General features: G+C 65.0%; 26 protein-coding genes and 1 other RNA gene. 17 read left to right on the plus strand and 10 right to left on the minus strand.

The window, feature by feature from the left end; all coding sequences use genetic code 11:
• Window positions 1–97: 97 nt before the first annotated feature.
• Both EN857_RS12725 and EN857_RS12730 read right to left on the minus strand, forming a co-directional pair.
• A complete protein-coding gene (locus tag EN857_RS12725; RefSeq protein WP_126053941.1) occupies window positions 98–295 on the minus strand; it encodes a hypothetical protein in 198 nt (65 codons plus the stop codon).
• Between the two features lie 146 nt (window positions 296–441).
• The gene (locus tag EN857_RS12730) at window positions 442–927 is read right to left on the minus strand and encodes a thioesterase family protein (RefSeq protein WP_127393620.1); all 486 of its coding nucleotides are present in this window, start codon (window positions 925–927) and stop codon (window positions 442–444) included.
• A 102-nt stretch (window positions 928–1029) separates the two neighbouring features.
• Between EN857_RS12730 and EN857_RS12735 the strand changes: the two genes are divergently transcribed.
• The 3 genes from EN857_RS12735 (at window position 1030) to EN857_RS12745 (ending at window position 7072) form a co-directional block, all read left to right on the plus strand.
• The gene (locus EN857_RS12735) at window positions 1030–2448 is read left to right on the plus strand and encodes an FAD-linked oxidase C-terminal domain-containing protein (protein WP_127393621.1); all 1419 of its coding nucleotides are present in this window, start codon (window positions 1030–1032) and stop codon (window positions 2446–2448) included.
• 2 nt (window positions 2449–2450) lie between these two features.
• The gene (locus tag EN857_RS12740) at window positions 2451–2948 is read left to right on the plus strand and encodes a hypothetical protein (RefSeq protein WP_127393622.1); all 498 of its coding nucleotides are present in this window, start codon (window positions 2451–2453) and stop codon (window positions 2946–2948) included.
• A 125-nt stretch (window positions 2949–3073) separates the two neighbouring features.
• Complete coding sequence (locus tag EN857_RS12745; protein WP_135858739.1) at window positions 3074–7072, plus strand: AsmA-like C-terminal region-containing protein; 3999 nt, start codon at window positions 3074–3076, stop codon at window positions 7070–7072.
• Between the two features lie 52 nt (window positions 7073–7124).
• Here EN857_RS12745 and EN857_RS12750 read toward each other — a convergent pair whose 3' ends face one another.
• Window positions 7125–7550 (minus strand): helix-turn-helix domain-containing protein, encoded by a 426-nt coding sequence (locus tag EN857_RS12750; RefSeq protein WP_127392570.1) that lies wholly within the window; start codon window positions 7548–7550, stop codon window positions 7125–7127.
• A gap of 123 nt (window positions 7551–7673) precedes the next feature.
• Here EN857_RS12750 and EN857_RS12755 point away from each other — a divergent pair, with 123 nt between their 5' ends.
• Complete coding sequence (locus EN857_RS12755; protein ID WP_135858702.1) at window positions 7674–9476, plus strand: chloride channel protein; 1803 nt, start codon at window positions 7674–7676, stop codon at window positions 9474–9476.
• Here the strand turns inward: EN857_RS12755 and EN857_RS12760 are convergent.
• The 4 genes from EN857_RS12760 to EN857_RS12775 form a co-directional block, all read right to left on the minus strand.
• A complete protein-coding gene (locus EN857_RS12760) occupies window positions 9473–9700 on the minus strand; it encodes a ribbon-helix-helix domain-containing protein (protein WP_127283640.1) in 228 nt (75 codons plus the stop codon). The two genes, EN857_RS12755 and EN857_RS12760, sit on opposite strands and share 4 nt — an antisense overlap.
• Before the next feature lie 9 nt (window positions 9701–9709).
• Window positions 9710–9907: a DUF4169 family protein gene (locus EN857_RS12765; RefSeq protein WP_127392572.1), complete on the minus strand. Its 198-nt coding sequence runs from the start codon at window positions 9905–9907 to the stop codon at window positions 9710–9712.
• Between the two features lie 18 nt (window positions 9908–9925).
• Window positions 9926–10459 carry an SspB family protein gene (locus EN857_RS12770; protein ID WP_127283642.1) on the minus strand — a complete coding sequence of 178 codons (534 nt, stop codon included), beginning with the start codon at window positions 10457–10459 and terminating at the stop codon, window positions 9926–9928.
• A 118-nt stretch (window positions 10460–10577) separates the two neighbouring features.
• Complete coding sequence (locus tag EN857_RS12775) at window positions 10578–11267, minus strand: TetR/AcrR family transcriptional regulator (RefSeq protein WP_127392573.1); 690 nt, start codon at window positions 11265–11267, stop codon at window positions 10578–10580.
• A gap of 206 nt (window positions 11268–11473) precedes the next feature.
• On the opposite strand from EN857_RS12775, the gene EN857_RS12780 reads away from it, so the two are divergent.
• Entirely contained in the window at window positions 11474–12679 is a 1206-nt protein-coding gene (locus EN857_RS12780) for a multidrug effflux MFS transporter (RefSeq protein ID WP_127283644.1), read from the plus strand.
• A gap of 183 nt (window positions 12680–12862) precedes the next feature.
• Here the strand turns inward: EN857_RS12780 and ssrA are convergent.
• Window positions 12863–13223: a transfer-messenger RNA gene (gene ssrA / locus EN857_RS12785) on the minus strand.
• A gap of 157 nt (window positions 13224–13380) precedes the next feature.
• On the opposite strand from ssrA, the gene EN857_RS12790 reads away from it, so the two are divergent.
• Window positions 13381–13692 carry a DUF2853 family protein gene (locus EN857_RS12790; RefSeq protein ID WP_127283645.1) on the plus strand — a complete coding sequence of 104 codons (312 nt, stop codon included), beginning with the start codon at window positions 13381–13383 and terminating at the stop codon, window positions 13690–13692.
• 365 nt (window positions 13693–14057) lie between these two features.
• A complete protein-coding gene (locus EN857_RS12800) occupies window positions 14058–14852 on the plus strand; it encodes a thymidylate synthase (RefSeq protein ID WP_127283646.1) in 795 nt (264 codons plus the stop codon).
• Between the two features lie 186 nt (window positions 14853–15038).
• Here the strand turns inward: EN857_RS12800 and EN857_RS12805 are convergent, their stop codons facing one another.
• Entirely contained in the window at window positions 15039–15245 is a 207-nt protein-coding gene (locus tag EN857_RS12805) for a molybdopterin-binding protein (protein WP_127311556.1), read from the minus strand.
• 166 nt (window positions 15246–15411) lie between these two features.
• Between EN857_RS12805 and modA the strand changes: the two genes are divergently transcribed.
• The 4 genes from modA (at window position 15412) to EN857_RS12825 (ending at window position 18457) form a co-directional block, all read left to right on the plus strand.
• Window positions 15412–16206 carry a molybdate ABC transporter substrate-binding protein gene (modA, locus tag EN857_RS12810; RefSeq protein WP_128346612.1) on the plus strand — a complete coding sequence of 265 codons (795 nt, stop codon included), beginning with the start codon at window positions 15412–15414 and terminating at the stop codon, window positions 16204–16206.
• A 16-nt stretch (window positions 16207–16222) separates the two neighbouring features.
• Window positions 16223–16927 carry a molybdate ABC transporter permease subunit gene (gene modB / locus EN857_RS12815; RefSeq protein ID WP_127394346.1) on the plus strand — a complete coding sequence of 235 codons (705 nt, stop codon included), beginning with the start codon at window positions 16223–16225 and terminating at the stop codon, window positions 16925–16927.
• Window positions 16924–18036: a molybdenum ABC transporter ATP-binding protein gene (gene modC / locus EN857_RS12820; RefSeq protein ID WP_135858704.1), complete on the plus strand. Its 1113-nt coding sequence runs from the start codon at window positions 16924–16926 to the stop codon at window positions 18034–18036. The genes modB and modC overlap by 4 nt, the downstream gene beginning before the upstream one ends.
• Before the next feature lie 79 nt (window positions 18037–18115).
• Entirely contained in the window at window positions 18116–18457 is a 342-nt protein-coding gene (locus tag EN857_RS12825; protein WP_127283649.1) for a winged helix-turn-helix domain-containing protein, read from the plus strand.
• Window positions 18458–18481: 24 nt separating this feature from the next.
• Here EN857_RS12825 and cobF read toward each other — a convergent pair whose 3' ends face one another.
• Window positions 18482–19255, minus strand: a complete 774-nt coding sequence (gene cobF, locus EN857_RS12830) for a precorrin-6A synthase (deacetylating) (protein WP_127283650.1) — start codon at window positions 19253–19255, stop codon at window positions 18482–18484.
• Between the two features lie 220 nt (window positions 19256–19475).
• On the opposite strand from cobF, the gene EN857_RS12835 reads away from it, so the two are divergent.
• The 6 genes from EN857_RS12835 (at window position 19476) to EN857_RS12860 (ending at window position 25092) form a co-directional block, all read left to right on the plus strand.
• On the plus strand, window positions 19476–20504 hold the full coding sequence (locus tag EN857_RS12835; RefSeq protein WP_127283651.1) for a DUF4424 domain-containing protein: 1029 nt from the start codon (window positions 19476–19478) through the stop codon (window positions 20502–20504).
• Window positions 20504–21022: a dihydrofolate reductase gene (locus tag EN857_RS12840; RefSeq protein WP_127283652.1), complete on the plus strand. Its 519-nt coding sequence runs from the start codon at window positions 20504–20506 to the stop codon at window positions 21020–21022. Before EN857_RS12835 ends, EN857_RS12840 begins: the two co-directional genes overlap by 1 nt.
• Window positions 21023–21169: 147 nt before the next feature.
• The gene (gene hflK / locus EN857_RS12845) at window positions 21170–22285 is read left to right on the plus strand and encodes an FtsH protease activity modulator HflK (protein WP_127283653.1); all 1116 of its coding nucleotides are present in this window, start codon (window positions 21170–21172) and stop codon (window positions 22283–22285) included.
• A complete protein-coding gene (locus tag EN857_RS12850; RefSeq protein WP_127283654.1) occupies window positions 22285–23238 on the plus strand; it encodes a protease modulator HflC in 954 nt (317 codons plus the stop codon). The genes hflK and EN857_RS12850 overlap by 1 nt, the downstream gene beginning before the upstream one ends.
• Window positions 23239–23244: 6 nt before the next feature.
• On the plus strand, window positions 23245–23430 hold the full coding sequence (locus EN857_RS12855; RefSeq protein WP_127283655.1) for a DUF2065 domain-containing protein: 186 nt from the start codon (window positions 23245–23247) through the stop codon (window positions 23428–23430).
• Window positions 23431–23574: 144 nt separating this feature from the next.
• Window positions 23575–25092: a DegQ family serine endoprotease gene (locus EN857_RS12860; RefSeq protein WP_127283656.1), complete on the plus strand. Its 1518-nt coding sequence runs from the start codon at window positions 23575–23577 to the stop codon at window positions 25090–25092.
• Window positions 25093–25115: the final 23 nt, after the last annotated feature.

The following is a 25115-nucleotide window of genomic DNA, read 5'->3' on the forward strand; positions in this document are numbered from 1 at the left end:
GCTCCAACTATTTGTTTTGACGCAATTCCGGACGGAAAACCGCTACGCACTTTTCCTGGAATTGCTCCAGAGGCCGCAACCAGGGATCGGCAGTAGGTCAGAAATGCCCGCGCTTCAGCCGCGCCTGCTTGAGGATGGCGCGCCAGCGGATCATGTCGAAGGGGATCGGCTCGTTGTTGTTGGCGATGTGGAAGATCTCGTTGTTGACGTTCTTGAGCGAGCGCCAGAAATCATAGTCGGTGATGCGCGGATCGGCCGCCAGCCGTTCCACCTCGACCTTGATGTCGGTTTTCATGCACGTTCCTCGAACCGCCTCTGCCCGCCGCCCCGCATCGCCAACCCGATACGGTGGTTTTCAAACGCTCCGCTGAGTCGTTCAACGACTCGATCGGCTTGTTCACGTTAAAACCTTGGTAAGGTTAACGTGCGCGCTGGGGCGCTTCAAGCGCTCTTGCGTTTGATGCCGATCGAGCGGCCGGCGCGCTCCGGCATCGGCAGCGCGGCGTGGGCAGCGCGCATCTCCTCGACCCTGGCAAGAACATCGGCGGGGAAGGGCGCCACTTTCGGCCCGGACATGTCGACATGCAGCGAAAGCGTCTCGGAGGTGGCGGCCAGCCAGCCGTCGACATGGCGGATCTCCTGATAGGCTCTCAGGCGCTTTTCGTCATGGTCGATGAGCTGGAAGGAGACCTGGACCTTGTGCTCCAGATGCAGCTCCTGCACGTAGCAGACATGGACTTCCGCCGTGTAGATGGTGAGGCGGCGCTCCTTGGCGTAGTTCGGCCCCATGCCCATCATCTCGAAGGCGTCGTCCGAGCAGCGGTCGAACAGCACGTTGTAATAGGCCATGTTGAGATGGCCGTTATAGTCGATCCAGTCCTTCTCGATATCCATGGCGCGGGAAATGAAGGGGGCGGGCATCGACATCTTGTTTTCCTTTCCTGATCGCTGGACAGGGCGTGGGTCGTGAGACTACGCATCCTTAGCCGCACAGCAAGGGCGGCGGCTGGTCCATTCGCGGAGTGAATCATGGCTTTGAGCGACCTCAATCCCGTCGAGCGCAACGAGGAGGGCATTGCCGCGGTTCTCGGCATCCTCAAGCAGACGCTCGGCGAGCGCTTCCAGACCGGCCAGGCTGTCCGCTCCCAACATGCGCACACCACCACTTACATCCCGACGCAGGCGCCGGACGGCGTCGCCTTCGTGGAAAGCACGGCCGAGGTGCAGGAGATCGTGCGCGCCTGTGCCGCGCACCGGGTGCCGGTGATCGCCTTCGGCGTCGGCTCCTCCCTCGAAGGCCACACCAACGCGCCGGGCGGCGGCATCTCGATCGACACCTCGCGCATGAACCGGATTCTCGCGGTCAATCCCGAGGATCTCGACTGCACCGTCGAGCCAGGCGTGACGCGCGAGGACCTCAACCGGCACCTGCGCGACACCGGCCTGTTCTTCCCGATCGACCCCGGCGCCAATGCCTCGCTCGGCGGCATGGCGGCCACGCGGGCCTCCGGCACCAATGCCGTGCGCTATGGCACGATGCGCGAGAACGTTTTGTCGCTGACGGCAGTCATGGCCGATGGCGAGGCGGTGACCACCGGCAAGCGGGCGAAGAAAAGCTCGGCCGGCTACGACCTGACGCGGCTGCTGATCGGCTCGGAGGGCACGCTCGGCGTCATCACCGCGCTGACCTTGAGGCTGCAGGGCATCCCGCAGGCGATCTCGGGCGGCGTCTGCCCGTTTCCCAGCCTCGAGGCGGCCTGCAAGACGGTGATCGCGACGATCCAGATGGGCATTCCGGTGGCGCGCATCGAACTGGTCAATGCGCTGCAGATGCGGGCGATGAAGAACTATTCCAAGCTCGACTACCCGGAAGGCCCGTGCCTGTTCGTCGAATTCCACGGCAGCGATGCCGGTGTCGCCGAGCAGGCCGAGACCTTCGGCATGATCGCCGAGGAGAATGGCGGCGGACCGTTCATGTGGACCAGTGTTGCCGAGGAGCGGACGAAACTGTGGAAGGCCAGGCACGACGCCTATTGGTCGTCGCTGACCTTGCGGCCCGGCGCCAAGGGGCTGTCGACCGATGTCTGTGTGCCGATCTCGCGGCTTGCCGAATGCGTCACCGAGACCGAGGCCGACATTGCCGAGATGGGCCTGATCGCGCCGATCGTCGGCCACGCCGGCGACGGCAACTTCCACGTGCTGGTGTTGATGGACGTCGACAACCCGCAAGAAATCGCGCTGGCGGAGAAATTCGTCGCGCGGCTCAACATGCGCGCCATCGCCATGGAAGGAACCTGCACCGGCGAGCACGGCATCGGCCAGGGCAAGATCGGCTTCCTGCGCCACGAGCTTGGCCATGGCGTCGACATCATGCGCACGATCAAACAGGCGCTCGATCCGCTGAACATCATGAACCCTGGCAAGATCTTGCCCCGTGTTGGTCACTAGTCATGTCGGCGGCCGAGGCCCTGCTGCCGGTCGAGATACCGCCGTCATCGGCCGGCGCGCCATTGCCGCATGTCTTCGCGGATGAAGAGCGATTGCTGATTGCCTATCTCGCCAACGTTCCGGATCCTTCGTTCGATGGCACGAACCCGCGCTCGGTTTCGCCCGCGACAGGCGATGAATCCGTCGCAATCCTGACGGTGGAACCATACCTGGCGCTTCAATTCGGTCCGCCGAACGATGAAGCCATCAGCGGGCATCGGCTCTATGGTCTCGGCCTGCAGCCATATTCTGCGTTCGAAGTCTTCAACTCGTACTGGATAGCCTCCCTGGAAAAGGCCAATCGGGTTCATCCATCCCACATGCCTGAGCTGTTTTCGGACTATCGGCATTTCATCCTGACGTTCCACGACTCGACCATCGAGTTCGTTGCGAAGAAATTCCTGATCAGCCTTTGCAAGGGTGCGGTCTTGTCCGCCCTGATGGAAGCGGCGCGGCATTGACGCGGCGGACTGTCCCCCCAGCCTGCGCCGTTGTCCCTGCTTGCCGAGGACGCAGCCGAATTGCCTCTTTATCGACACGCTGATGCGGGTACAGTGCGGCTGACTTTCAACGATCGCTGGTGCTGATGCTCGCACGCCTGTTCGTGATCTTCGGTGGCCTGTTCGTGCTGGTGCTGTGCGCGGCGCTGGTGGTGCCGTATTTTATCGACTGGGCGGGCTACCGCGCCGATTTCGAGCGCGAGGCGAGCGCCATCCTCGGCCGCAAGGTCACCGTCGAGGGCGATGCGACGGCCAGGCTGCTGCCGTTTCCTTCGGTGACCTTCTCCAATGTTTCGGTTGCCGGCGGTCCCGAAGGCCAGCCGGCAATGACCGTCGAGACCTTCTCGATGGATGCGGAGCTGGCCCCCTTCCTGCGCGGCGAGGTGCTGATCTTCGACATGCGGCTGGTGCGTCCGAAGGCGACGATCGACATCGCCGCCGACGGCACGGTCGACTGGGCGATGCGGCCGACCTCGCCCTTCGACCTCAACCAGATCGCGATCGAGAAGCTGACGGTGACGGAAGGCGAGGTCGCCTTGCGCCATGCCGCCGGCGGGCGCAGCCACCTGATTTCCGAGATCAATTCGACCGTCTCGGCAAAGTCGCTCGCCGGCCCATGGCGGATGGATGGAACGCTCAAGCTCGACGGCCTGCGCACCAATGTCACCGCCTCGACCGGCAGGGCCGAAGGCAATGGCCAGATGCGGCTGCGGCTGAAGGCCGATCCGGACGCCTATCCGCTGGTCATCGAGACCGACGGCAATGCCGGCCTCGTCAAGGGCGCCGTCGCCTATTCCGGCCAGTTCAAGATCTCCGGCAACGACAGGAATTCGGCCGAGCTGCGCGGCACCGATGGCGAGACGGTGAAGGTCTCGGCCGGCAAGCCGGACCCGGGCTTCCGCCTCAACGGCAAGTTCTCGCTCGATCACCAGAAGCTCGCCTTCGACGAGTTCCGCTTCGAAACGGGACCGCTCGACAATCCCTACACCGCCGACGGCAAAGCCTCGGTCGAGCTCGGGCTGAAGCCGCACTTCTCGATCGAGGCCAACGGCGCGCAGGTGCAGTTCGACGAAGCCGTCGGCGCCGCTGCCGTCGACGGCGTAACGCTCGACCAGCGCGTCAATGCGCTGGAGCAGGCGCTTCTGCATATGCCGAAGCCGACCATGCCCGGCACGGTCGAAGTGAGACTGCCGGCCGTGGTCGCCGGCGACACGACGGTGCGGGACGTGCATCTCTCGGCCGAACCGGCCGAAGGCGGCTGGTCGGTGAAGTCGATTGCCGCGACCTTGCCCGGCCGCGCCACGCTCGAAGCCAACGGCATGCTCAGCGTCGAGGATCATTTCGGCTTCACCGGCTCGCTGCTGCTTGCCGTGGCGCAGCCTTCGGGTTTTGCCGCCTGGCTGTCCAAGGACGTCGACGAGGCGATCCGCCGATTGCCGGCCGCCGGCTTCAAGGCCAGGGTCGATCTCAGCGAGAAGCGCCAGGCCTTCAGCGATCTCGAACTGATCCTCGGCAAGGCCCGGTTTTCGGGCCGCATCGATTCCAGCCAGCCGGACGACGCCAGGCCCTCGGTGCTTATGCGGCTGGAGGGTGGCGAGCTCGACGTCGACGGGCTGGCGGCATTCGCCTCGATCTTCGTCAGCGACAAGGGCGCCAACCGGTTTTCCGATCGCGACCTCGACTTCCAGATCAAGGCCGGGCCGGTGAGCGCCGGCGGCCTGACGGCCGACACCGTCGACACGGCGCTGCGGCTGCGCAAGGGATTGCTCGAGATCGACCGGCTGTCGCTCAGCGGGCTGGCCGGCGCCTCGATCAGCGCCACCGGGCGGATCAAGGATTTCCCGGAGAGCCCGACCGGCAAGCTCGACGCCTCGGTGGTCGCCGTCGACCTCAAGCCGCTGGTCGACGTGGCGGCGCAGCACTATCCCGACAATGAGCTGCTGAAAGGACTGGCGGCCCGCGCGGTCGCCTATCCAGAACTGCTCCAGGATGCTCGCATCGATGTGGTGACGAGTGCGGCCGACAATGGCGACGGCACGACGGGACTGGCGGTGAGCGCGCAAGGCAAGGCCGGCGGCTCGGCCTTTTCGGCATCGCTTTCCGGCAAGGGCAAGGCCGACAGCCTTGCCCAGGCGCCGGTGATGCTGACCTTCAACGCCAGGAATGCCGACGCCACCGCGCTGTTGGCGCTCTACGGCCTGCCGGCATTGCCGCTTGGCATGCTCGGCCAGGCGACCACCGATGTCTCCGCCAAGGGCACGCTCGACGGTGGCCTGGCGACGAGCTTCAACCTGACCGCCGACGACTTCAGGGCGAGCTTCGAGGGAACGGTCGCCGATACGCAGCAAGGCGCGTCGGCCAAGGGCAAGGTCAGCCTCGAAGCCTCCGACATCGAGCCCTGGCTGATGACGACCGGCGTTGGCCTGCCGGGCATGGGAACCGGCACCTCGGCCTCGCTCGCCGCCGACGCCGATTTCGGCAACGGCCTCCTGGTGCTGAGCGGGCTCAGCGGCGCCGTCAACGAGGCGTCGGTTTCCGGCGACGTCAATGTCGACGTCAAGGACGGGCTGCCGCATCTGGCCGGCGCACTGGCGCTCGACGAGCTCGACCTCGATCCGATGGCGGTCGCGCTGTTCGGCGACCAATCCTTCCAGGCCGGCAAGGGCAACTGGCCGACGGCGCCGTTCAGCCAGAAGTCCAGCCTGCCTTTCACCGCCGACCTCGACCTCACCACCGCGGCTCTTGCTGCCGGTCCCTTCGCCACCGCCTATGACGCGGCGCTGTCGCTGAAGCTCGACCAGGAGGGCATCCGGGTTTCCGATCTCAAGGCCAAGCTTTTTGGCGGCGCTTTGACCGGCCTGTTCGAGCTGAAGAACAATGACGGCACCGGGCTCTTCTCCGGCCAGATGAAGCTTGCCGGCGCCGATCTTCCAGCCCTGCTGCCAAATGCCGGCCTGAGCGGCAGCGGTGACGTCTCGACGGCGCTGTCGACCAGTGGCAAGTCGCTCGATGCGATGGTTGCGGCCTTGTCGGGTTCCGGCACGGCGGCGCTGAAGGGACTTACCGTGGCCGGCATGAACCCCGATGCCTTCGCCGCCTTCATCGACAAGGCCGATGCCATCGGGCGCGATATCGATGCGGGCAAGACCGCCGGCTTCGCGCTCGAGATCGCCGGCAACGGCAGTTTTGCCGCCAAGGACACCGATATTGCCTTCACCATTGCCGGCGGCATTCTCAGGGCGCCGCCGATCAGCCTCGACAATCCGTCAGCGTCGCTGTCTGCCGACGTCACGGCAGACCTCAACACCAGCACCGTCACAGCCAGGGGCGCGATCACCTACAGGCCGGGCGACGAGGCGCTGGTCGGCTCCGAGCCGGCGGTGAATTTCAGCGTCGATGGGCCGCTCGGCGCCGCCGAACGCCAGTTCGACAGCGAGCCGCTGGCGCAGTTCCTGACGCAGCGCGCGCTGGAGAAGGAACAGCAACGGGTCGAGGCCATGCAGGCGGCGCTGTTGGAGAAGCAGCGGCTGCGGCGCGAGGTGCGCTACTACGCAGCACTCCAAACCGAACGCGAGCGGGCAGCCGAGGAATTGCGCCGGCAGGAGGAAGAGGCGCGGCTGAAAGCCGAAGCCGAAGCGAAGGCCCTGGCTGAAGCGGAGGCGCAGGCCAAGGCCGAAGCTGAAGCAAAGGCACAGGCCGAGGCGGACGCGAAAGCCCAGGCCGAAGCCGAGGCAAAGGCACAAGCCGAAGCTGATGAGAAGGCCAAAGCCGAGGCTGAGGAAAAGGCGCAGGCCGAGGCGGACGCGAAGGCCGATGCCGAAGCAAAAGCCAGGGCACAACAGCAGGCGGCCGACGATGCGGCCAAGGCGCAAGCCGCGGAACAGCGGCGAAAGGCCGAAGAGGCTTTGCGCATCGCCTCGGAAGAAAAGGCCAAGCGGGACGCCCAACGCAAGGCCGCCCAGCAGGCCCCCAAGCTCGACGGGTCGCTCCCCGGCGTCAATGACGGTTCGGCTCCACCACCGGCTAAGCCCAAGTCCAACCCGTTCACGATCGACAATCTGCTGAAGTCGCTGGACGGAGGGTGACGGCGGACCGAGGCCGGCCAGCCAGGCCATCCTCGGACCTTGTCAGTTGCGATCACCGATCCTGCCGACTGAGCAGCCGCATTAGCATCGGCTCGATGCGTCCGAGCTCGTCGAGATGCGCCGCCGACAGTTCGGCGAGGCAGTCATCGGCGCGCTCGGTGAGCCGCAAAAGCACACGGCGGTGGTCATCCTTGTCCTGGTCCCTGGTGACAAGCCCGGCCTCGCACAGGCGGTCGACCAGTTCCACGGCGCTGTGGTGGCGGATGCGCAAGCGTTCGGCCAGGTCGCCGACCGTCACCGGTCCCGCGCCCGGAAACCCCTTGATCGCCAGCAGCGCCTGGTGCTGGCGCGGGGTGAGACCCGCCTCATTGGCCTGGATCTGGCTGAACTCGAGGAACCGTCGGATCAGGTAGCGGAATTCGGACAGCCGCTGATAGTCGGCCTGGCTGATGGCGGGGCGTGAGTTTTGCGAAGGCATCGTGGCCGACCTTTGTTCGTTTCCGGCAAAAGCTCAAACTGTTTTTCGTCGCAAATCGGCCTTGTGCATTTATATCGTGTTACGATAGATAGCGACCCGACAACCAGAAAGCCGGGCTCCCAAATGAAATCCGCTCATGCCGGAAACGGCCATCTCCGCGACTTCACCACCGACGCGCGGGTGCTTCTCATCGCGGCAATCGCCGTCGTGGTCGCCACGGCGGGGCTGTTTGCCGGCATTGCGCTGCTGAAGCTCATCCGGCTCGCCACCAACATCGCCTATTTCGGCCAGTTCTCGCTCGCCGAACTCAGGCTCGAGGATACGCCGCTTGGGCTTGCCGCTGTGATCGTGCCGGTGATCGGCGCGCTGATCATCGGCTTGATGGCACGCTTCGGCAGCGAGAAGATCCGCGGTCACGGCATTCCCGAGGCCATCGAGGCGATCCTGCTCGGGCGCTCGCGGCTCGACGCCAAGGTGGCGATCCTGAAGCCGTTGTCGTCGGCGATCTCGATCGGCTCGGGCGGGCCGTTCGGCGCCGAAGGTCCGATCATCATGACCGGCGGCGCCATCGGCTCGCTGATCGCGCAGATGCTGCCGGTCAGCGACAATGAGCGCAAGACGCTGCTGGTGGCGGGGGCGGCGGCCGGCATGACCACCGTGTTCGGAACGCCGATCGCCGCCATCATGCTGGCGGTCGAGCTGCTTCTGTTCGAATGGACGCCGCGCAGTTTCATCCCCGTCGCGGTGGCCGCCATCGTCGCCGAAGTCGAGCGCACTTTGCTGCATCTGCCGGAGCCGATCTTCCCGTTCGAGGGCAGTATGGCGGCGTCATTCCAGGGGCTTGGCGGCTGGGTGCTGATCGGCATCTCAGCCGGGCTCCTGTCGGGATTGCTGACGCAGATGGTCTATGCCTGCGAGGATGCATTCCAGAAACTGCCCATCCACTGGATGTGGTGGCCGATGCTCGGCGGCCTGGTGGTCGGTATTGGCGGGCTGATCGAGCCGCAGGCGCTCGGCGTCGGCTATGACAACATCGCCAACATGCTGGACGGAAAAACGCTGGCGGCCGCCGCGTTCACGCTGCTGGTGGTGAAGGCGATCATCTGGTCGGTGGCGCTGGGCTCGGGAACGTCCGGCGGCGTGCTGGCGCCCCTGCTGATCATGGGCGGGGCGATGGGGGCTGCTCTTGCCGGCATCCTGCCCGAGGCGACCCCCGGCTTCTGGCCGCTGCTGGCGATGGCCGCGACCATGGGCGGCACCATGCGCGCGCCGCTGACCGCCACCTTCTTCGCGGTCGAGCTGACCGGCAACACCCATATACTGGTGCCGCTGATCGCGGCCTGCGCCACGGCGCACGCGGTCACCGTGCTGTTGATGAAGCGCTCGATCCTGACCGAAAAGGTGGCGCGGCGAGGGCACCATCTGGTGCGCGAATACCGTGTCGATCCGTTCGCGCTGACCACGGTGCGCGAGGTGATGACGACAGAAGTCGAACGCGTGCCGGCAACGATGACCTTGCATGGCGCCGCCGCCTTCCTGACCGCGCCAGAGACGCGGCACCCGAGCTTTCCCGTCGTGACCGGGGAAGGGCACGTGCTTGGCGTCATCGATCCGCCGGCAATCCTGCGCTGGCGGCGCGCCGGCAAGCACCGCAAGACGACGCTTGGCGAGTTGCTGGCCGGCAGCACGGTGACGCTTGCCTATCCCGACGAATATCTGGAGGGCCTGTCCGACAAGCTGCTGACGGCAAACATCTCGCATCTTCCCGTCGTTACGCGCGAGGATGCGCGCCTGGTCGGCTATGTCGGCTGGAAGGATCTGATGCGGGTCCGGTCGAAAAAGCAGGCGGAGGAACGTGACCGTTCGGCCTTGCTCTCCTTTGGCGCCCGGCGCCGGAAACAGGGCAGCGCGACGGGCCCTGTCTAAGCCACTCCAGCACCGCGCTTGGCCCAATCCAGCACATAAAGCCTGAGCGCGGAGGAGAGGTTGGCGTCGCGCGGACGGGTTTCGTCGATCTCGGCGACGAGAGCGGCAAGCGTCAGCTTTCGCGCCGCCGCGATCGTGACGAGGTCGTCGTAGAAGGGCTTTTCGAGTGAATAGCTCGTGCGATGGCCGCGGATGGTCACGGAACGCTTTTCGACCGGGCTCACGTGAGGCGCTCAGCTCTCGTTTGGATCACCAGGCTCTTCGCGGCGATGGCCGGCGATGAAATGCTCGGCCTTGTCGGCGGCCAGGCGATCGCGGTCCCGATCGGCCTTGGAGCGGCCATGCAGGGCACGGTTCTCGCCGGCCTGCCGCTCCTTCTCGGTCCGCGCCTTTTGCTTGCGGACCTGGCGGAGATTGACGACGTCGCCCATGCCGCACCGTCCGGCGTGTTATTTCTTGCGGAAGGCGTCGAGAGACACCACGTCGGCGCTCTTGCCGGCGTCCGCGGCGGCGGGCTTCTTGTCGGCCTCGGCGGCGGCCTTCTTCTTCGTCTCCGGTTTCTTCTCGGTGACGACGGCCAGCGGCTCGGGCGCGGGCTGCGCCGGTTCGTCGTCGGCCGCGCCGTCCGTCTTGACGTCGAATTCGAGCTCGAAATTGACCGAGGGATCGTAGAAGCCGCGGACGGCGGAGAAGGGGATCTCGAGCTTTTCCGGCACGTCGGAGAAGGACAGCCCGACCTCGAAGCCGGTGTCGGACACTTTCAGGTCCCAGTACTGGAACTGGATGACGATGGTCATCTGCTCCGGATAGCGCTCGCGCAGCCGCGACGACACGCGCACGCCCGGCGCGCCGGTCAGGAACGTGATGAAGAAATGATGATTGCCCGGAAGGCCGGTGCGCGCGACTTCGGCCAGGACCTTGCGCATGACGCCGCGCAACGCCTCCTGGGCCAGAATGTCGTAGCGGATGTGGTCGTCGGCCATGTGACGGTCGGGTTCCGTTGAATCGTCCGCATAGCTGTAATCAAGCTTGAGCGCGGCGTAAACCGCATATAGATCGCGGTCTCCCGGAAGCGAGGCTCTTTGCCGACGATTTGATGGCTCAGGCGCCGACGAGCGCGCTCTTTCTGGGCGCGTGGGAGGCGGCCTTGTGGCGGCCGAAGGCGCGCAGGAAGGTGCGCACGCCATTGCCGGCGGATTGCAGCACCTCTTCCTCCGTCGGCGTGCCGCCGAGCATGAAGCTTATCTGCAATTCGGCGTTGACGAGGGCAAGGAATTGGCGCGCCGCCACGTCCGGGTCGTCGATCGACAGGTGGCCGGCATAGGCGAGGCGGGCAAAGCGGGCGGCAAGCGCCGACCAGGTTCGCCCCGGCCCCTGTTCGCGCCATTCGGCGAAAAGCTCGGGATAACGTTCGCCCTCGGCCTGGATCAGCTTGCGCAGGAACCTGCCGTCACGGTTGCAGATGCAGTTGCGGTTCATGCGCACGGCAAAGCCGACAAGATCGGCTTCGAGGTCGCCGGGCTGGTCGGGGAAGGTGGCGATGGTGGCGAAGATGCCGGCGTTGCAGCGCTCGGTGAGGTCGCGCACGACGGCGATGAAGAGCTTTTCCTTGTCGCCATGGTGGTTGTAGACGGTCTGGCGCGATACGCCGGCCTCGGCGGCGATCAGGTCGATATTGGCGCCGGCAAATCCCTCGCGGCAGAAAACCGAAGCAGCGGCTTCGACAACCGAAATGCGCTTTGCCTCATGGCTGCGTGGCGGGAAAGTGTCAGGAGAGGCGCCGGGCTTCATAAAAATCTATATAGCGGTGATTGACGATTTGGACAAGAGTGTCTAATTTTGTGGACATAGAACAAAGGCATTTCGCTCCGGATGGACGAATAGGTTCGCTCAAGAGACGAACAAGTTCGCTCTGGGTGTCGGAATGTCACGGGATGGAACGTCCTGGGTTAGACGCCGCCTTCGCGGTGGCAGCCAGATCCGAAAGAAGCCTTATCATGAGTCCCAAATTCCTCCGCATCGCGGTCGTGCTCGGCCTGTTGTCCGCCATCGGCCCGTTCGCCATCGACATGTATCTTCCTGCACTGCCGTCGATCGGCGAGGATCTGCACGCCGGCACCTCGGCGGTGCAGATGAGCCTGCTGATCTTCTTCCTGTCGATGGGGTTCGGCCAGATCCTCGTCGGTCCGATCTCCGATATGGTCGGCCGCAAGCTGCCGCTCTATGGCGGCCTCGCGCTGTTCATGATCGGCGGCATCGGCTCGGCGATGGCGCCGACCATCGAATGGCTGATCGCCTTCCGCTTCCTGCAGGGCCTCGGCGCCAGCGCCGGCATGGCCATTCCGCGCGCCATCGTGCGCGACCTGCACACCGGCAACGAGGCGGCCAAGCTGATGTCATTGCTGATGCTGGTGTTTTCGGTGTCGCCGATTCTCGCGCCGTTGACCGGCAGCCAGATCATCGAGAGCTTCGGCTGGCGCGCCGTGTTCTGGACCGTGACGGGTGCGGCGGCGCTCGCCACCATCCTGCTCGCCACGTCGCTCAAGGAGACGCGCTCCGTCGAGGAGCGCGCCGGCTCCTCCTTCGGCACGGCGTTGTCCGGCTACCGCTACCTGATGGGCGACCGCAACTTCCTCGGGCTGGTAGCGATCGCCGGCTTCGGCATCGCCAGCTTCTTTGTCTATCTGTCGAGCTCGTCCTTTATCCTGATCGACCACTACGGCCTGTCGCCTTCGGTCTACAGCGTGTTCTTCTCGATCAACGCGGTTGCCTTCATCGGCATGTCGCAGCTGACCGGGATGCTGGCGGACCGCTTCGGCCTGAAGCGCGTCGTCTGGGTGGCGGTGACCGGTTATGCGACGACGATGGTGGCGCTGTTCGCGATCATGGCCTCCGGCGTCGACCGGCTCGACGTGATGGCGGCGCTGCTCTTCGTCGGCTACGGCTTCCTCGGTCTGGTCATCCCGACCACTTCGGTGCTGGCCATGGAAGAGCATGGCGAGATCGCCGGCACCGCCTCGGCGCTGATGGGCACGCTGCATTTCGCCATCGGCGCGCTGGCCATGGGTGTCGCCGGGCTGTTCTTCGACGGCACGCCGCTGCCGATGGTGGCCGGCATCACGCTCTGCGCGGTGATCTCCTTCTCGCTGGCCAAGCTCACGCTCGGCCGCGTGCGGGAGACGGTGGAAGCGCCGGCCGAGTAAGCAACGCTCGAAATCGCAACAAAAAGGCCGGGCTCGCCCGGCCTTTTTCATGTTTTGCATAAACCGGCCGCATCGGCAACGAAGCGCAATCGCTCCGCGATGGGAACGAGCAAACGGCACCAGGTCGTAGCCCCGTGCCAGGCGCAAAAAAAATGCCGCTGCAGAAAAATGGAAGAGGGGAGAAGTGGAGGTTTCTGTTGCCAGGTACCTCCGAACCCCGCCTAGAAGTGCGAACCTCTAGGGCTTGATTTGAAGCGTTCGCACTGCATTACGCAGCGAGACGAGCTTCCGCATAGTTGTCGTTGGCAACTATAAGTTTAGCCCGATGACGGTGGTACAATGCCGGGCAAAAGTACGATCTTTACACCTTCGTCGATCCTATTTCGCCCCCAGCAAAAGCCGCTCTTTCGACAAGAGCGGTTTTTGGTGGAGGCGCCGGGTACCGCCCCCGGGTCCGAACGGCTTATTGCATCGCCTGTTTATCGCCATAGTCGGTCAAGCCGACGAAACGAATATAGGGGCCGATCATGGAAATTGAAAGGCCGAATGGGACTTTGTCCCTATCTCAAAATGGGTTGACTTGCCGGCGCGCTCAACCGAAGCTTTGCACCGGTGAGGAGTTGCTACCTAGCGCACAGATTGCGTAGAGCGCCACAAGCCTCATCGACAGGATCCGTGGCGCCGACGAGGGGATTTTTCTGATGGCCGACTATCTCGCGGATGTGAAGAAGTACGACGCCGGCGCCAGCGCCGACGCGGTCGAGAAGATCGTCAAGCACCTGGGCATCGCGCTGAGGAACCGCGATTCATCGCTGGTGTCCTGCACGGACCCGAAGGAACTGGAACGCGTCCGGGAGAACTGGGCCGCCAAGAAGCTCGGCGTCGCCGACGCCAAGAAGGCCGATGGTGCGATCGAGAAGGTCTGCAAGGCGATGGCCGCCGACAACACCAAGAGCCGGGTGACGTTCTACTACCTTGTGGCGAAGGACCTGGGCAAGCTCGGCTCCCTCTGAGATCGGGCGTCGGCTTGCAGAGGCCGGCGCCGCAAGGGCGGTCGCTCCAGATTTGAATTTGCACCCACTGGGCGGCAGTGCCGCCCCTCACCTGCCTGCCGGCATCCTCTCCCCGTATAGTGACGGGGAGAGGGGACGCGGTCATTGATGGTTTCGCCAATCACCGGCGTTGCGAGAAGGGCAGCGGCGTGCGGCCAGCCTCTTACTCCCTGTCACTATACGGGGAGAAATGCCCGGCAGGGCAATGAGGGGCGGCGCAACCGCCCGGAAAGAATGGTGGCAAAGCAATGCTTGTGCCGTATTGATGTGTTCGGCCAGCTGTCTGGTAGCTATAATGCCCGCACTCCCGAATCGAGGCCAAGCCGATGCGCCAGTATCTCGACCTTCTGAAGCATGTGCTGGAGAACGGCGTCGACCGCGGCGACCGCACCGGAACCGGCACCCGCGGGGTGTTCGGCTACCAGATGCGTTTCGACCTCTCACGCGGCTTCCCGGTCACGACGACCAAGAAGCTGCATCTGAAGTCGATCATCCACGAGCTGCTCTGGTTCCTGGCCGGTGACACCAACATCAAATACCTCAAGGACAATGGCGTCTCCATCTGGGACGAATGGGCGGACGAGAACGGCGACCTCGGCCCGGTCTACGGCAAGCAATGGCGCTCATGGCCGGACGGCCGTGGCGGCGAGATCGACCAGATCGCGGGCCTTCTGAAGGAGATACGCCGCAATCCCAATTCGCGGCGGTTGATCGTCTCGGCGTGGAATCCGGCCGAGGTCGAGGCGATGGCGCTGCCGCCCTGCCACTGCCTGTTCCAGTTCTACGTCTCGGAAGGCCGGCTGTCCTGCCAGCTCTACCAGCGCTCCGCCGACATTTTCCTCGGCGTGCCGTTCAACATCGCCTCCTACGCGCTGCTGACGCTGATGGTGGCGCAGGTGACCGGGCTGAAGCCCGGCGATTTCGTCCACACGCTCGGCGACGCACATCTCTACTCGAACCATTTCGAGCAGGCGCGCGAGCAGTTGCGGCGCACGCCGAAGCCGCTGCCGACGATGTGGATCAATCCGGAGGTGAAGGACCTTTTCGCCTTCCGGTTCGAGGATTTCCGGCTCGAGAACTACTTCGCCGACGCGACCATCAAGGCGCCGATCGCCGTCTAAGGTGTTGATATTCAGGCGATGCCGGCCCGCGACCGGCGGTTTCCTGCGCTTCCGGTGCTGACGTAAGTTAAGTACGCTCCGCTCCGGTTCTCGGAAACCGCCGTTCGCGGCTCGGCCTGACCTGAATCTAAACGCACCTTCGCCTCAATGTCGGGATTTGGAGTCAGACTCGTCCGACAATCGCCGTCAGTCGATGCCGACCATGACATCCGAGGCCTTGATCACCGCATAGGCCTGCTTGCCCTTTTCGAGCTTGAGGTCGGCAACAGCCTCGTTGGTGATCGAGGCGGTGACGACGGCGCCGCCGGTATTGATGCGGACATGCGAAGTGGTGGCTCCCTTGACGATCTCGACGATCGTTCCCTTGAGGATATTGCGGGCGCTGATCTTCATGGAGGGCTCTTTCGCTGTGTTGGCTGAAATCCATCGTAGGCTGGGAAAATCCTGTCGCACAACGACAGTGGCCGCGAAAGCTCTTTCCTTGTTATATTCGTGCGGATATATCGATCGGCAGGCTTTGAGCCGAATGGATTTTCAAACCCCCGGGGAGAGTTTCTTGCTGACGCGCACGGATTTCGGACTTAAGGCCTTCGCTGTTGGCGGGCTGACCGCACTTTTGATGGCCGCCGCACCTGCCGCCCATGCCGAGGACAAGGTGGTCGTCTTTGCCGCGGCCAGCCTCAAGGAGGCGCTCGATGGCGTCAACAAGGCGTGCGAGGCCGATGTCGGCGAGGCGGCGACCATTTCCTACGCGGCAAGCTCGGCGCTGGCCAAGCAGATCGAGGGCGGCGCGCCGGCCGATATCTTCATCTCGGCCGACCTCGACTGGATGAAGTATCTCTCGGACAAGAAGCTGACCAAGCCGGACACCGAGGTGAAGCTGCTCGGCAACCAGATCGTGCTGGTGGCGCCGAAGGATTCCAAGGTCGAGGCCAAGATCGACAAGGGTTTCGACCTCGCCAAGCTGATCGGCGACAGCAAGCTCGCCATGGGCGATGTCAAGGCGGTGCCGGCCGGCAAATACGGCAAGGCGGCGCTGGAATCGCTGGGCGTGTGGTCCTCGGTCGAGAGCAAGGTGGCGCAGGCCGAGAATGTGCGCGCGGCGCTGAAGCTGGTGTCGACCGGCGAGGCGGGGCTCGGCATCGTCTATGCCACCGACGCGCATGCCGAAAAGGGCGTGAAGGTGGTCGGCACCTTCCCGGAGGATTCGCATGCGCCGATCATCTACCCGGTTGCCCAGACCGCCGATTCGAAGGACAAGGATGCGCCGGCATTCCTGAAATGCCTCGAATCCGCCAAGGCGGCGGACCTTTTCAAGGCGCAGGGGTTCACCATCCTGGCGCCTTCCAACTAAGGCAGCGTCCCGACGCATGAACTGGCTGCTGGACCTCACTCCCGACGAATGGAATGCGGTCCGGCTATCGATCAAGGTGGCCACGGTGGCGATGCTCTTCAGCCTGCCACCGGGCATCTTGATTGCGCTGGTTCTTGCCCGGGGAAAGTTCTGGGGCAAGACGCTGCTCAACGGGCTGGTGCACCTGCCGCTGATCCTGCCGCCGGTGGTGACCGGTTACCTGCTTCTGCTCACCTTCGGCAAGCGGGGGCCGGCCGGCGCCTTTCTGGCCGAGCATTTCGGCATCGTCTTTTCCTTCCGCTGGACGGGTGCGGCACTTGCCTGCGGCGTCATGGGCTTTCCGCTGATGGTGCGGGCGATCCGGCTGTCGATCGAGGCGGTGGACCGCCGGATGGAGGCGGCGGCCGGCACGCTCGGCGCCAATCCGCTCTGGGTGTTCATCACCATCACGCTGCCGCTGATCCTGCCCGGCCTGATCGCCGGATCCATCCTGGCCTTCGCCAAGGCGATGGGCGAATTCGGAGCGACAATCACCTTCGTCTCCAACATCCCCAACGAGACGCAGACGCTGCCGTCGGCGATCTACACCTTCACCCAGGTGCCGGGCGGCGATGACGGCGCGCTCAGGCTGACGCTGATCTCGATCGTCATCTCGATGGCCGCGCTGGTGGCGTCGGAAGTGCTGGCGCGGCGCGTCGGCCGGCGGATGGACATCGAATGACGCTGCTCGTCGACATCGGCCACCGGTTTGGCGATTTCGAAATCGAAGCCAGTTTCGAAAGCGCCGGCCGGCTGACGGCGCTGTTCGGGCCGTCCGGTTCCGGCAAGTCGACGCTGATCAACCTGATCGCCGGGCTGATCCGTCCAGAGAAGGGGCGGATCGCCATCGACGGCCGCGTGCTTGTCGATACGCAATCCGACGTGTTCGTGCCGATGCACAAGAGGCGGATCGGCATGGTGTTCCAGGACGCGCGGCTGTTTCCGCACATGAGCGTCGCCGGCAATCTGCGCTATGGCCGCTGGTTCACGCCGGCCTCCGAGCGCTATGCCGACATCGACGCGGTGGTCGAGCTGCTCGGCATCGGCCATCTGCTCGACCGGCGGCCGGCCAAGCTCTCGGGTGGCGAGAAGCAGCGCGTGGCGATCGGCCGGGCGCTGCTTGCCAGCCCGAAACTGCTGCTGATGGACGAGCCGCTGGCTTCGCTCGACGAGGCGCGCAAGGCTGAGATCCTGCCCTATATCGAGCGATTGCGCGACGAGACGAAGATCCCGATCGTCTATGTCAGCCATTCCGTCGCCGAAGTGGCGCGGCTGGCGAGCGACGTGGTGGTGCTGTCGCAAGGCAAGGTCGCGGCCGCTGGCCCGACCGGGGCGATCATGCAGCGGCTCGACCTGTTGCCGGCGGAAGAGCGCGGCGAGGGCGGCGCGGTGCTGGACACCAGGGTGCTGCGCCATGACGAAAGCTTCGGCATGACGGTGCTCGGTTCGCCGGCCGGCGAAATCCGCGTGCCGCGCCTGGCACGGCCGGCCGGGACGCCAGTGCGGCTGCGCATCCGCGCCCGCGACGTCATGATCGCGACCGAAGAGCCGGTGGGCCTCAGCGCGCTCAATATATTGGCGGGAACGATCACCGCGGTCAGGCCGGGCGTCGGCCCGACGGTGGAGATCGCCATCGACTGCAATGGCGCCATCGTGCTGGCGCGCATTACCGAACAGTCGAAGCACACGCTGCGCCTTGCGCTCGGCCGCAGGGTCTTCGCGGTGATCAAGACGGTGAGCTTCGACAGCGCGACGACGGGACCAGGGCTGCCGGCCGAGGCCGATGGGTGACGAAAGGACAATGTCGCTATGTTGGTTTGGAATAGCGATTGGGCTGCCGAGCGGCTAATCTGATCGCGGAGGACAAGGGATGCCATCGCTGAGCTTGCGGATAAATCTCGATCCCGACGGGCGGATCGGGCCGGGCAAGATTGAGCTGCTGGAGCAGATCGCCGCCTTCGGCTCGATCTCGGCCGCGGCGCGCGGCATGGAGATGTCCTACAAGCATGCCTGGGACCTGGTCGAGGACATGAACCGGGTGTTTGGCAAGCCGCTGGTCGCGGCGCAGACGGGCGGCAAGAAGGGCGGCGGCGCGCAATTGACCGCGGTCGGCCTGGCGGTCGTCTGCCGCTTCCGGGCCATAGAACGGGCGGCAGCGTCCGCGGCGGCGCAGCATATGGAGGCCTTGCAAGCGGAGATCGATGCGGGCTGAGCGCCGCCCCGTTCCGGGTGGTCTCTATTCCTCAGGCTCGCCGGGCTTGCGCAGCAGATAGGTGTCCATGATCCAGCCCTTGCTTTGCCGGGCTTCCTCGCGGACCCTTTCGATCTCCGTGCCGACGTCGCCAAGGCGACCGGAGATGACGATCTCGTCGGGCGTGCCGAGATAGGCGCCCCAATGGATGACGAGGTTGTCGTCGTCCAGCGTGTTGAAGGCGCATTTGCCGTCGAGCATGACGACCGTGCTGCCGGCGTTGCCTGGCATGCCTTCCTCGGTCAGGCGGCGGCCGGTGGTGATCAGCACGGGGTCGCCGATGCGGTTCAGCGCCATTTTGTGGCTGGCGGCCAGCGCCTGGACGGCGGTGATGCCGGGAATGACCTCGAGCTCGAATTCGACATTGCGACGCTGCCGCACCCGTTCGAGGATGCGCAGCGCGCTGTCGTAGAGCGAAGGGTCGCCCCAGATCAGGAAGGCGCCGCAGCCATCTTCGGCAAGCTCGTCGCGGATCAGGCCTTCGTAGATTGCGGCGATCGCTTCATGCCAGTCGTCGACCGTCGTCCGGTAGGAAGGAGAGGGCTCGGCCCGCACCGGCACGTCGAATTCCACCCGGCGCGATTTCGGGTTGGTGACGAAGCGGTCGCAGATCTGCCGGCGCAACTGGGCGAGATCGTTCTTTGTCGCGCCCTTGTCGGGAATAAACAGGACGTCCGCCCGGTTCAGGCCGTTGATGGCCTGGACCGTCATGTGTTCGGGATTGCCGGCGCCGATGCCGATGACCAGAAGCTTGCGCATGGGCGCTCTCCTGCCCGATCGGGAAGCCGGTGTCCAGACAAGCGTGAAGCAAGCACCGGCAAGGCCGCCGAATGGCCATCGTTTGGTGGAAACGCCGAACTGCTCTAGCTATTTGTCTTGCGTAAGTCCGGGCGGAAAACCGCTACCCACTTTTCCTGGATTTGCTCTAGATGTGGGCGCGCATCCGGCCAGTGCCGGCTCTGCCGCCAAGAGGGGGTTCATGTTCCGCACTATCCTGACCGCAGCGCTGGCATTGTCGGTCGCGCCGGCATTGGCCAACGATTCGATCGCAGAACTCGGAACCGGGGGACTGATCCTGTCGCGCAGCGACGCCGTCGCCATGGAGAGCGAGGACCTCTTCATCTCGCAGGAAAAGGTCACGGTCGACTATGTCTTCCGCAACAACACCGACAAGGACGTCAGTGCCATCGTTGCCTTCCCGATGCCCGACATCGAAGGCGACCCGAACGAGATGCCGGCGATCCCCGAAGCGCAGAGCGATAATTTCCTCGGCTTCGAAGTGACGATCGACGGCGTCGACGCAAAGCTGCAACTCGAGCAGAAGGCCTTTGCGCTGGGTATCGACATCAGCGCCGACCTCAAGGCGCAGAACGTGCCGCTCTATCCGTTCGGCGACGCGGCCAAGGCGGCGCTGGCGAAGCTTCCCAAGGAGGTCGCCGAGGACTGGGAAAACCGCGGTATCATCATCGAGGATACCGCCGATGACGGCTCGGGGATGAAGACCGTCTACGCGCCGTTCTGGCAATTGCGCTCGACCTATTGGTGGCGCTCGACCTTCCCCGCCAACAAGGCGGTGCATGTCTCGCACCGCTACAAGCCGAGCGTCGGCAGAACCTCGTCGGTCAGCTTCTTCTATGACGGCCAGTTCCAGGGCCAGTACGCGACCTACAAGACCCGCTATTGCATGGACGATGGTTTCGAGAATGCGGTGCGCAAGGCGGCCAAGGACAATCCCGACGGCTACCCGCAATTTTTCGAAAGCAGGATCGCCTATATCCTGACCACGGGCGGCAACTGGGCCTCGGGCAATATCGGCGACTTCAAGCTGACCATCGACAAGGGCAGCCCGAAGAACTTGGTCTCCTTCTGCGGCGACAATGTCCGCAAGGTCGGACCGACGACATTCGAGATGACGGCGAAGGATTTCTATCCCGAGCACGACATCGACATCTTGCTGCTCGAGCAGGCGGATGACACGAGCGGCGGTGACAACGGGAACGGTGGCTGATGGATATCGCAATCTACGTCGCCATCGCCGAGAACGGCGTGATCGGGCGCGATGGTGGCCTGCCATGGCGGCTTTCCACCGATCTCAAGCGCTTCAAGGCCGACACGATGGGCAAGCCGATCATCATGGGGCGCAAGACCTATGAAGGCATCGGCCGGCCGCTGCCGGGCCGGCTCAACATCGTGGTGACGCGCGACAAGGCCTGGCGGGCCGATGGCGTCGAAACCGCGCATTCGCTCAGCGATGCCATCGCGCTTGCCAATGTGCGCGGACGCTGCATGGCCGGCGCCGACGAGATCTGCGTGGTCGGCGGCGGCGAAATCTACGCCCAGGCGCTGCCGCTGGCCGATCGGCTGCATGTCACCCACGTGCTCGCCAGCGTCGAGGGCGATGCGCATTTTCCGCCGATCGACCCGCAAGTGTGGCGCACCGTCGGCGCCGAGGACGTGCCGGCCGGCGAGAAGGACAGCCACGCGACCCGCTATACGGTCTACGAACGCCGTCGCGGCGCAAACTGAGGACGACAAAGGGTCGCTAGCGGCCCAAAACGGACGGCCGGCCAGCAGATCGCGTTGAAAGCGCGCCGTGGCGTCCCTATAGAAGTACGACATCGGATTTTGCGCCGTCAGGCCGGCGCTGAGGGAATCCCAAGCGAAAGGACATTCATGCCCTGGAACGACAAGAGCGGTGGCGGCGGCCCATGGGGCGGCGGCGGCAATCAGGGTCCCTGGGGGCAGGGGCCGAAGGGCCCCAGCGGTCCGCAAGGCTCGCCTCCCGACCTGGAAGACATCATCCGCCGCGGCCAGGACAGATTGCGGCGCGCCCTGCCGGGCGGCGGCGGCGCCAGCCCCGCGGTGTTCGGGTTGATCGCCGCGGCGCTCGTCGTACTGTGGGCATTCAAGGCGGTCTACACCGTGCAGCCTGACGAGGTTGCCGTCGAACTGCGCTTCGGCAAGCCGAAGGCCGAGCTTTCGGAGCCCGGCCTGCATTTCCATTGGTGGCCGGTCGAGACCGTCGAGACGGCCAACATCGCCGAACAGCTCGTCGATATCGGCGGCGGCGCGACCAACAGCAACAGCTCCGGGCTGATGCTTTCGGGCGACCAGAACATCGTCAACGTGCAGTTCTCGGTCGCCTATCAGGTCTCCGATCCCAGGGCCTATCTGTTCGACGTATCCGATCCCGACGGCATGCTGCGGCAGGTCGCCGAAAGCGCCATGCGTGAAGCCGTCGGCCGTCGGCCGGCTCAGGATATCTTCCGCGATGACCGCCAGGGCATAGCCGCCTCGGTGCGCGAGATCATCCAGACGACACTGGACGGCTACAAGGCCGGTCTCAACGTCAACGCCGTCTCGATCGAGGATGCAGCGCCGCCGCGCGAGGTGGCCGACGCCTTCGACGAGGTGCAGCGGGCCGAGCAGGACGAGGACAAGTTCGTCGAGCAGGCCAACCAGTATTCCAACCAGAAACTCGGCCAGGCGCGCGGCGCGGCCGCCCAGATCCGCGAGGACGCGGCGGCCTACAAGAACCGCGTGGTTCAGGAGGCCGAGGGTGAGGCGCAGCGCTTCATCTCGGTCTATGACGAATACGCCAAGGCGCCCGACGTGACGCGCAAGCGCCTCTACCTGGAAACGATGGAGCGGGTGCTGAAGGATTCGAGCAAGGTCATCGTCGAGCAGGGCAACGGGCAAGGGGTCGTCCCCTACCTGCCGCTTCCGGCATTGCAGCAGAAGGCGCCGGCGCCGGGCGCCCTGGGCGCCACGACGGGAGGAACCCAGTGATGGCCAACCGTCTCCCCATCATCGCCGTCGTCGCGGCGGTCGTCCTGTTCCTGATCTACTCATCGGTGTTCGTGGTCAACGCGCGCCAGCAGGCGCTGGTGCTGAGGTTCGGCGAGATCGTCGACGTCAAGACCGAGCCCGGCATCTATTTCAAGGCGCCCTTCGCCTTCTTCGATGCCGACAGCGTGCAGCTGATCGAGAACCGCGTACTGCGCTTCGACCTCGACAACATCCGCGTCCAGGTCTCGGGCGGCAAGTTCTACGAGGTCGATGCCTTCATTGCCTACCGTATCTCGAACCCGCGCGTCTTCCGCGCCGCGGTGTCCGGCAGCATCGAGCTTGCCGAGCAGCGGCTGAGGACGCGTCTCGACGCGGCGCTTCGCCGTGTCTACGGTCTGCGCGACTTCGAGGCCGCGCTGTCCGAGGAACGCGCCGTCATGATGCGCGAGGTGCGCGACCAGCTCAGGCCCGACGCCACCTCGCTCGGCCTCGAAATCGAGGATGTGCGCATTCGCCGAACCGATCTGACCGCCGAGGTTTCGCAGCAGACTTTCGACCGCATGAAGGCCGAGCGTCTCGCCGAGGCCGAGCGGCTGAGGGCACGCGGCAACGAGGCGGCGCAGCGCATCAAGGCCCGCGCCGACCGCGAAGTGGTCGAGATCGTCGCCGAGGCGCAGAAGGAATCGGAAATCCTGCGCGGCGAGGGCGAAGCCCAGCGCAGCGCGACCTTCGCGGCCGCCTATCAGCGCGACCCGGCCTTCTTCGAGTTCTACCGCTCGATGAACGCCTACGGCACGGCGCTCGACAACACCGGGACGACCATGGTGCTGTCGCCTGAGTCCGAGTTCTTCCGCTATTTCCGCGATCCGAACAGCATGGAAGCACCGGTAAAGCCAACGGCGCCGCAACCCGCGCCGGCCACGCCGCCGGCGCAACCCGGCACCGGCCAGTAGCGGCCGGTGCAGGATTTTCTCGCGGCAATGGGCCTGGTCCTCGTCGTCGAGGGCCTGGTCTATGGCGGGTTTCCGGGCTTGGCCAAGAAGCTCGCCACCGAGGTGCTGTCGATGCCGGAGACCGCGCTGCGCATCGCTGGACTGGCGGCGATCGCCATTGGCGTCGGCATCGTCTGGCTGGTGCGCGGCTGACGAAAATTTCTTGGTGCCGGCGTAACGGACGATTTATCCTCTGCCGATAGCCATAGCCGCAAACGTGCCGTATTTCTTGCCAACATGACGCAACGCGGCGTTTTTGCGGAAGCGCTTTCTTTCAGAAACACCGGGAGGCCCTCGATGACACCCAACACCCTTCTGCGCGTGGCCAGGCGGACGCTCGTCGCCGGCGCAGCGGCGCTGCTCGTCGGCACCTTCCTTGTCCCGTCCACCGTGACGCCGACCGTCGCCGCCGACGGACCGGCTTCGGTTGCCGATCTTGCCCAGGGCCTGCTGGGCGCCGTCGTCAACATCTCGACCTCGCAGACGGTGAAGGGCTCGGAAGGACCCGGCGCGGTGCCGATGCCGCAATTGCCCGAGGGCTCGCCGTTCCAGGACTTCTTCGACGACTTTTTCAAGAACCGCGGCGGCGACAAGGGCGGCGGCGCCCAGAAAGTGCAGTCGCTGGGCTCCGGCTTCGTCATCGACGCCGAGCAAGGCATCGTGGTCACCAACAACCACGTCATCGCCGATGCCGACGACATCGAGGTGAATTTCTCCGACGGCGTGACGCTGAAGGCGACGCTGGTCGGCACCGACACCAAGACCGACGTCGCGGTGCTGAAGGTCGACCCGAAGGGCCACAAGCTGACGGCGGTGAAGTTCGGCGATTCCACCAAGATGCGCGTCGGCGACTGGGTGATGGCGATCGGCAATCCGTTCGGCCTTGGCGGCACGGTGACGGTCGGCATCGTCTCGGCACGCAACCGCGACATCAATTCCGGCCCCTATGACGACTTCATCCAGACCGACGCCGCGATCAACCGCGGCAATTCCGGCGGTCCGCTGTTCAACAGCCTGGGCGAGGTCATCGGCATCAACACGGCGATCATCTCGCCGTCGGGTGGCTCGATCGGCATCGGCTTTTCCATTCCCTCGCAGCTTGCCTCGGGCGTCGTCGACCAGCTTCGCCAGTTCGGCGAAACGCGGCGCGGCTGGCTCGGCGTGCGCATCCAGCCGGTGACCGACGACATCGCCGAAAGCCTCGGCATGGCGACCGCCAAGGGCGCGCTGGTGGCCGGCGTCATCAAGGGCGGGCCGGTCGACAACGGCACGATCCTGGCCGGCGACGTCATCATCAAGTTCGACGGCAAGGACATTCACGAGATGCGCGACCTGCCGCGCGTCGTCGCCGAAAGCCCGGTCGGCAAGGCGGTGGACGTGGTCATCGTGCGCAAGGGCGTCGAGCAGACGGTGAAGGTGACGCTCGGCCGGCTCGAGGACGGCGAGAAGCTGGCCAGCGGCGAGGACGGCAGCAACACCGACCAGGACAATGGCGACAAGGCGCCCGCGGTCTCGACGGCGGCCGTGCTCGGCATGACCATCGGCGAGCTCAATGACGAGACTCGGACCAAGTTCGGCATCGCCGCCGACGTCTCCGGCGTCGTCATCACCGACGTCACCAAGGATTCGGCAGCGGCCGAGCGCGGCATCCAGCCCGGCGAGGTGATCACCGAGATCGCCCAGGAATCGGTGGCGACGCCCAAGGACGTCATGGACCGCATCGGCGCGCTGAAAGAACAAGGGCGCAAGAACGCGCTCCTGATGCTGGCGTCGAAGACCGGTGAGTTGCGGTTCGTGACGATCCGGATGGATTGAGTCCGGAAAATCGCGCAATCGAC

This window comes from Mesorhizobium sp. M4B.F.Ca.ET.214.01.1.1 (assembly GCF_004791545.1).
Classification (GTDB): Bacteria; Pseudomonadota; Alphaproteobacteria; order Rhizobiales; family Rhizobiaceae; genus Mesorhizobium; species Mesorhizobium abyssinicae.

Bases quoted from the DNA above. Each gene is read 5' to 3' on its own strand.
- EN857_RS12740 (WP_127393622.1), top strand. From the start codon at position 2,451: ATGTCGGCGGCCGAGGCCCTGCTGCCGGTCGAGATACCGCCGTCATCG.
- EN857_RS12835 (WP_127283651.1), top strand. From the start codon at position 19,476: ATGTTCCGCACTATCCTGACCGCAGCGCTGGCATTGTCGGTCGCGCCG.
- EN857_RS12840 (WP_127283652.1), top strand. From the start codon at position 20,504: ATGGATATCGCAATCTACGTCGCCATCGCCGAGAACGGCGTGATCGGG.
- EN857_RS12755 (WP_135858702.1), top strand. From the start codon at position 7,674: ATGAAATCCGCTCATGCCGGAAACGGCCATCTCCGCGACTTCACCACC.
- EN857_RS12850 (WP_127283654.1), top strand. From the start codon at position 22,285: ATGGCCAACCGTCTCCCCATCATCGCCGTCGTCGCGGCGGTCGTCCTG.
- EN857_RS12825 (WP_127283649.1), top strand. From the start codon at position 18,116: ATGCCATCGCTGAGCTTGCGGATAAATCTCGATCCCGACGGGCGGATC.
- EN857_RS12745 (WP_135858739.1), top strand. From the start codon at position 3,074: ATGCTCGCACGCCTGTTCGTGATCTTCGGTGGCCTGTTCGTGCTGGTG.
- cobF (WP_127283650.1), bottom strand. From the start codon at position 19,255: ATGCGCAAGCTTCTGGTCATCGGCATCGGCGCCGGCAATCCCGAACAC.
- EN857_RS12860 (WP_127283656.1), top strand. From the start codon at position 23,575: ATGACACCCAACACCCTTCTGCGCGTGGCCAGGCGGACGCTCGTCGCC.
- EN857_RS12750 (WP_127392570.1), bottom strand. From the start codon at position 7,550: ATGCCTTCGCAAAACTCACGCCCCGCCATCAGCCAGGCCGACTATCAG.
- EN857_RS12780 (WP_127283644.1), top strand. From the start codon at position 11,474: ATGAGTCCCAAATTCCTCCGCATCGCGGTCGTGCTCGGCCTGTTGTCC.
- EN857_RS12800 (WP_127283646.1), top strand. From the start codon at position 14,058: ATGCGCCAGTATCTCGACCTTCTGAAGCATGTGCTGGAGAACGGCGTC.
- EN857_RS12805 (WP_127311556.1), bottom strand. From the start codon at position 15,245: ATGAAGATCAGCGCCCGCAATATCCTCAAGGGAACGATCGTCGAGATC.
- EN857_RS12770 (WP_127283642.1), bottom strand. From the start codon at position 10,459: ATGGCCGACGACCACATCCGCTACGACATTCTGGCCCAGGAGGCGTTG.
- EN857_RS12775 (WP_127392573.1), bottom strand. From the start codon at position 11,267: ATGAAGCCCGGCGCCTCTCCTGACACTTTCCCGCCACGCAGCCATGAG.
- EN857_RS12735 (WP_127393621.1), top strand. From the start codon at position 1,030: ATGGCTTTGAGCGACCTCAATCCCGTCGAGCGCAACGAGGAGGGCATT.
- EN857_RS12765 (WP_127392572.1), bottom strand. From the start codon at position 9,907: ATGGGCGACGTCGTCAATCTCCGCCAGGTCCGCAAGCAAAAGGCGCGG.
- modB (WP_127394346.1), top strand. From the start codon at position 16,223: ATGAACTGGCTGCTGGACCTCACTCCCGACGAATGGAATGCGGTCCGG.
- EN857_RS12725 (WP_126053941.1), bottom strand. From the start codon at position 295: ATGAAAACCGACATCAAGGTCGAGGTGGAACGGCTGGCGGCCGATCCG.
- modC (WP_135858704.1), top strand. From the start codon at position 16,924: ATGACGCTGCTCGTCGACATCGGCCACCGGTTTGGCGATTTCGAAATC.
- EN857_RS12730 (WP_127393620.1), bottom strand. From the start codon at position 927: ATGTCGATGCCCGCCCCCTTCATTTCCCGCGCCATGGATATCGAGAAG.
- EN857_RS12790 (WP_127283645.1), top strand. From the start codon at position 13,381: ATGGCCGACTATCTCGCGGATGTGAAGAAGTACGACGCCGGCGCCAGC.
- hflK (WP_127283653.1), top strand. From the start codon at position 21,170: ATGCCCTGGAACGACAAGAGCGGTGGCGGCGGCCCATGGGGCGGCGGC.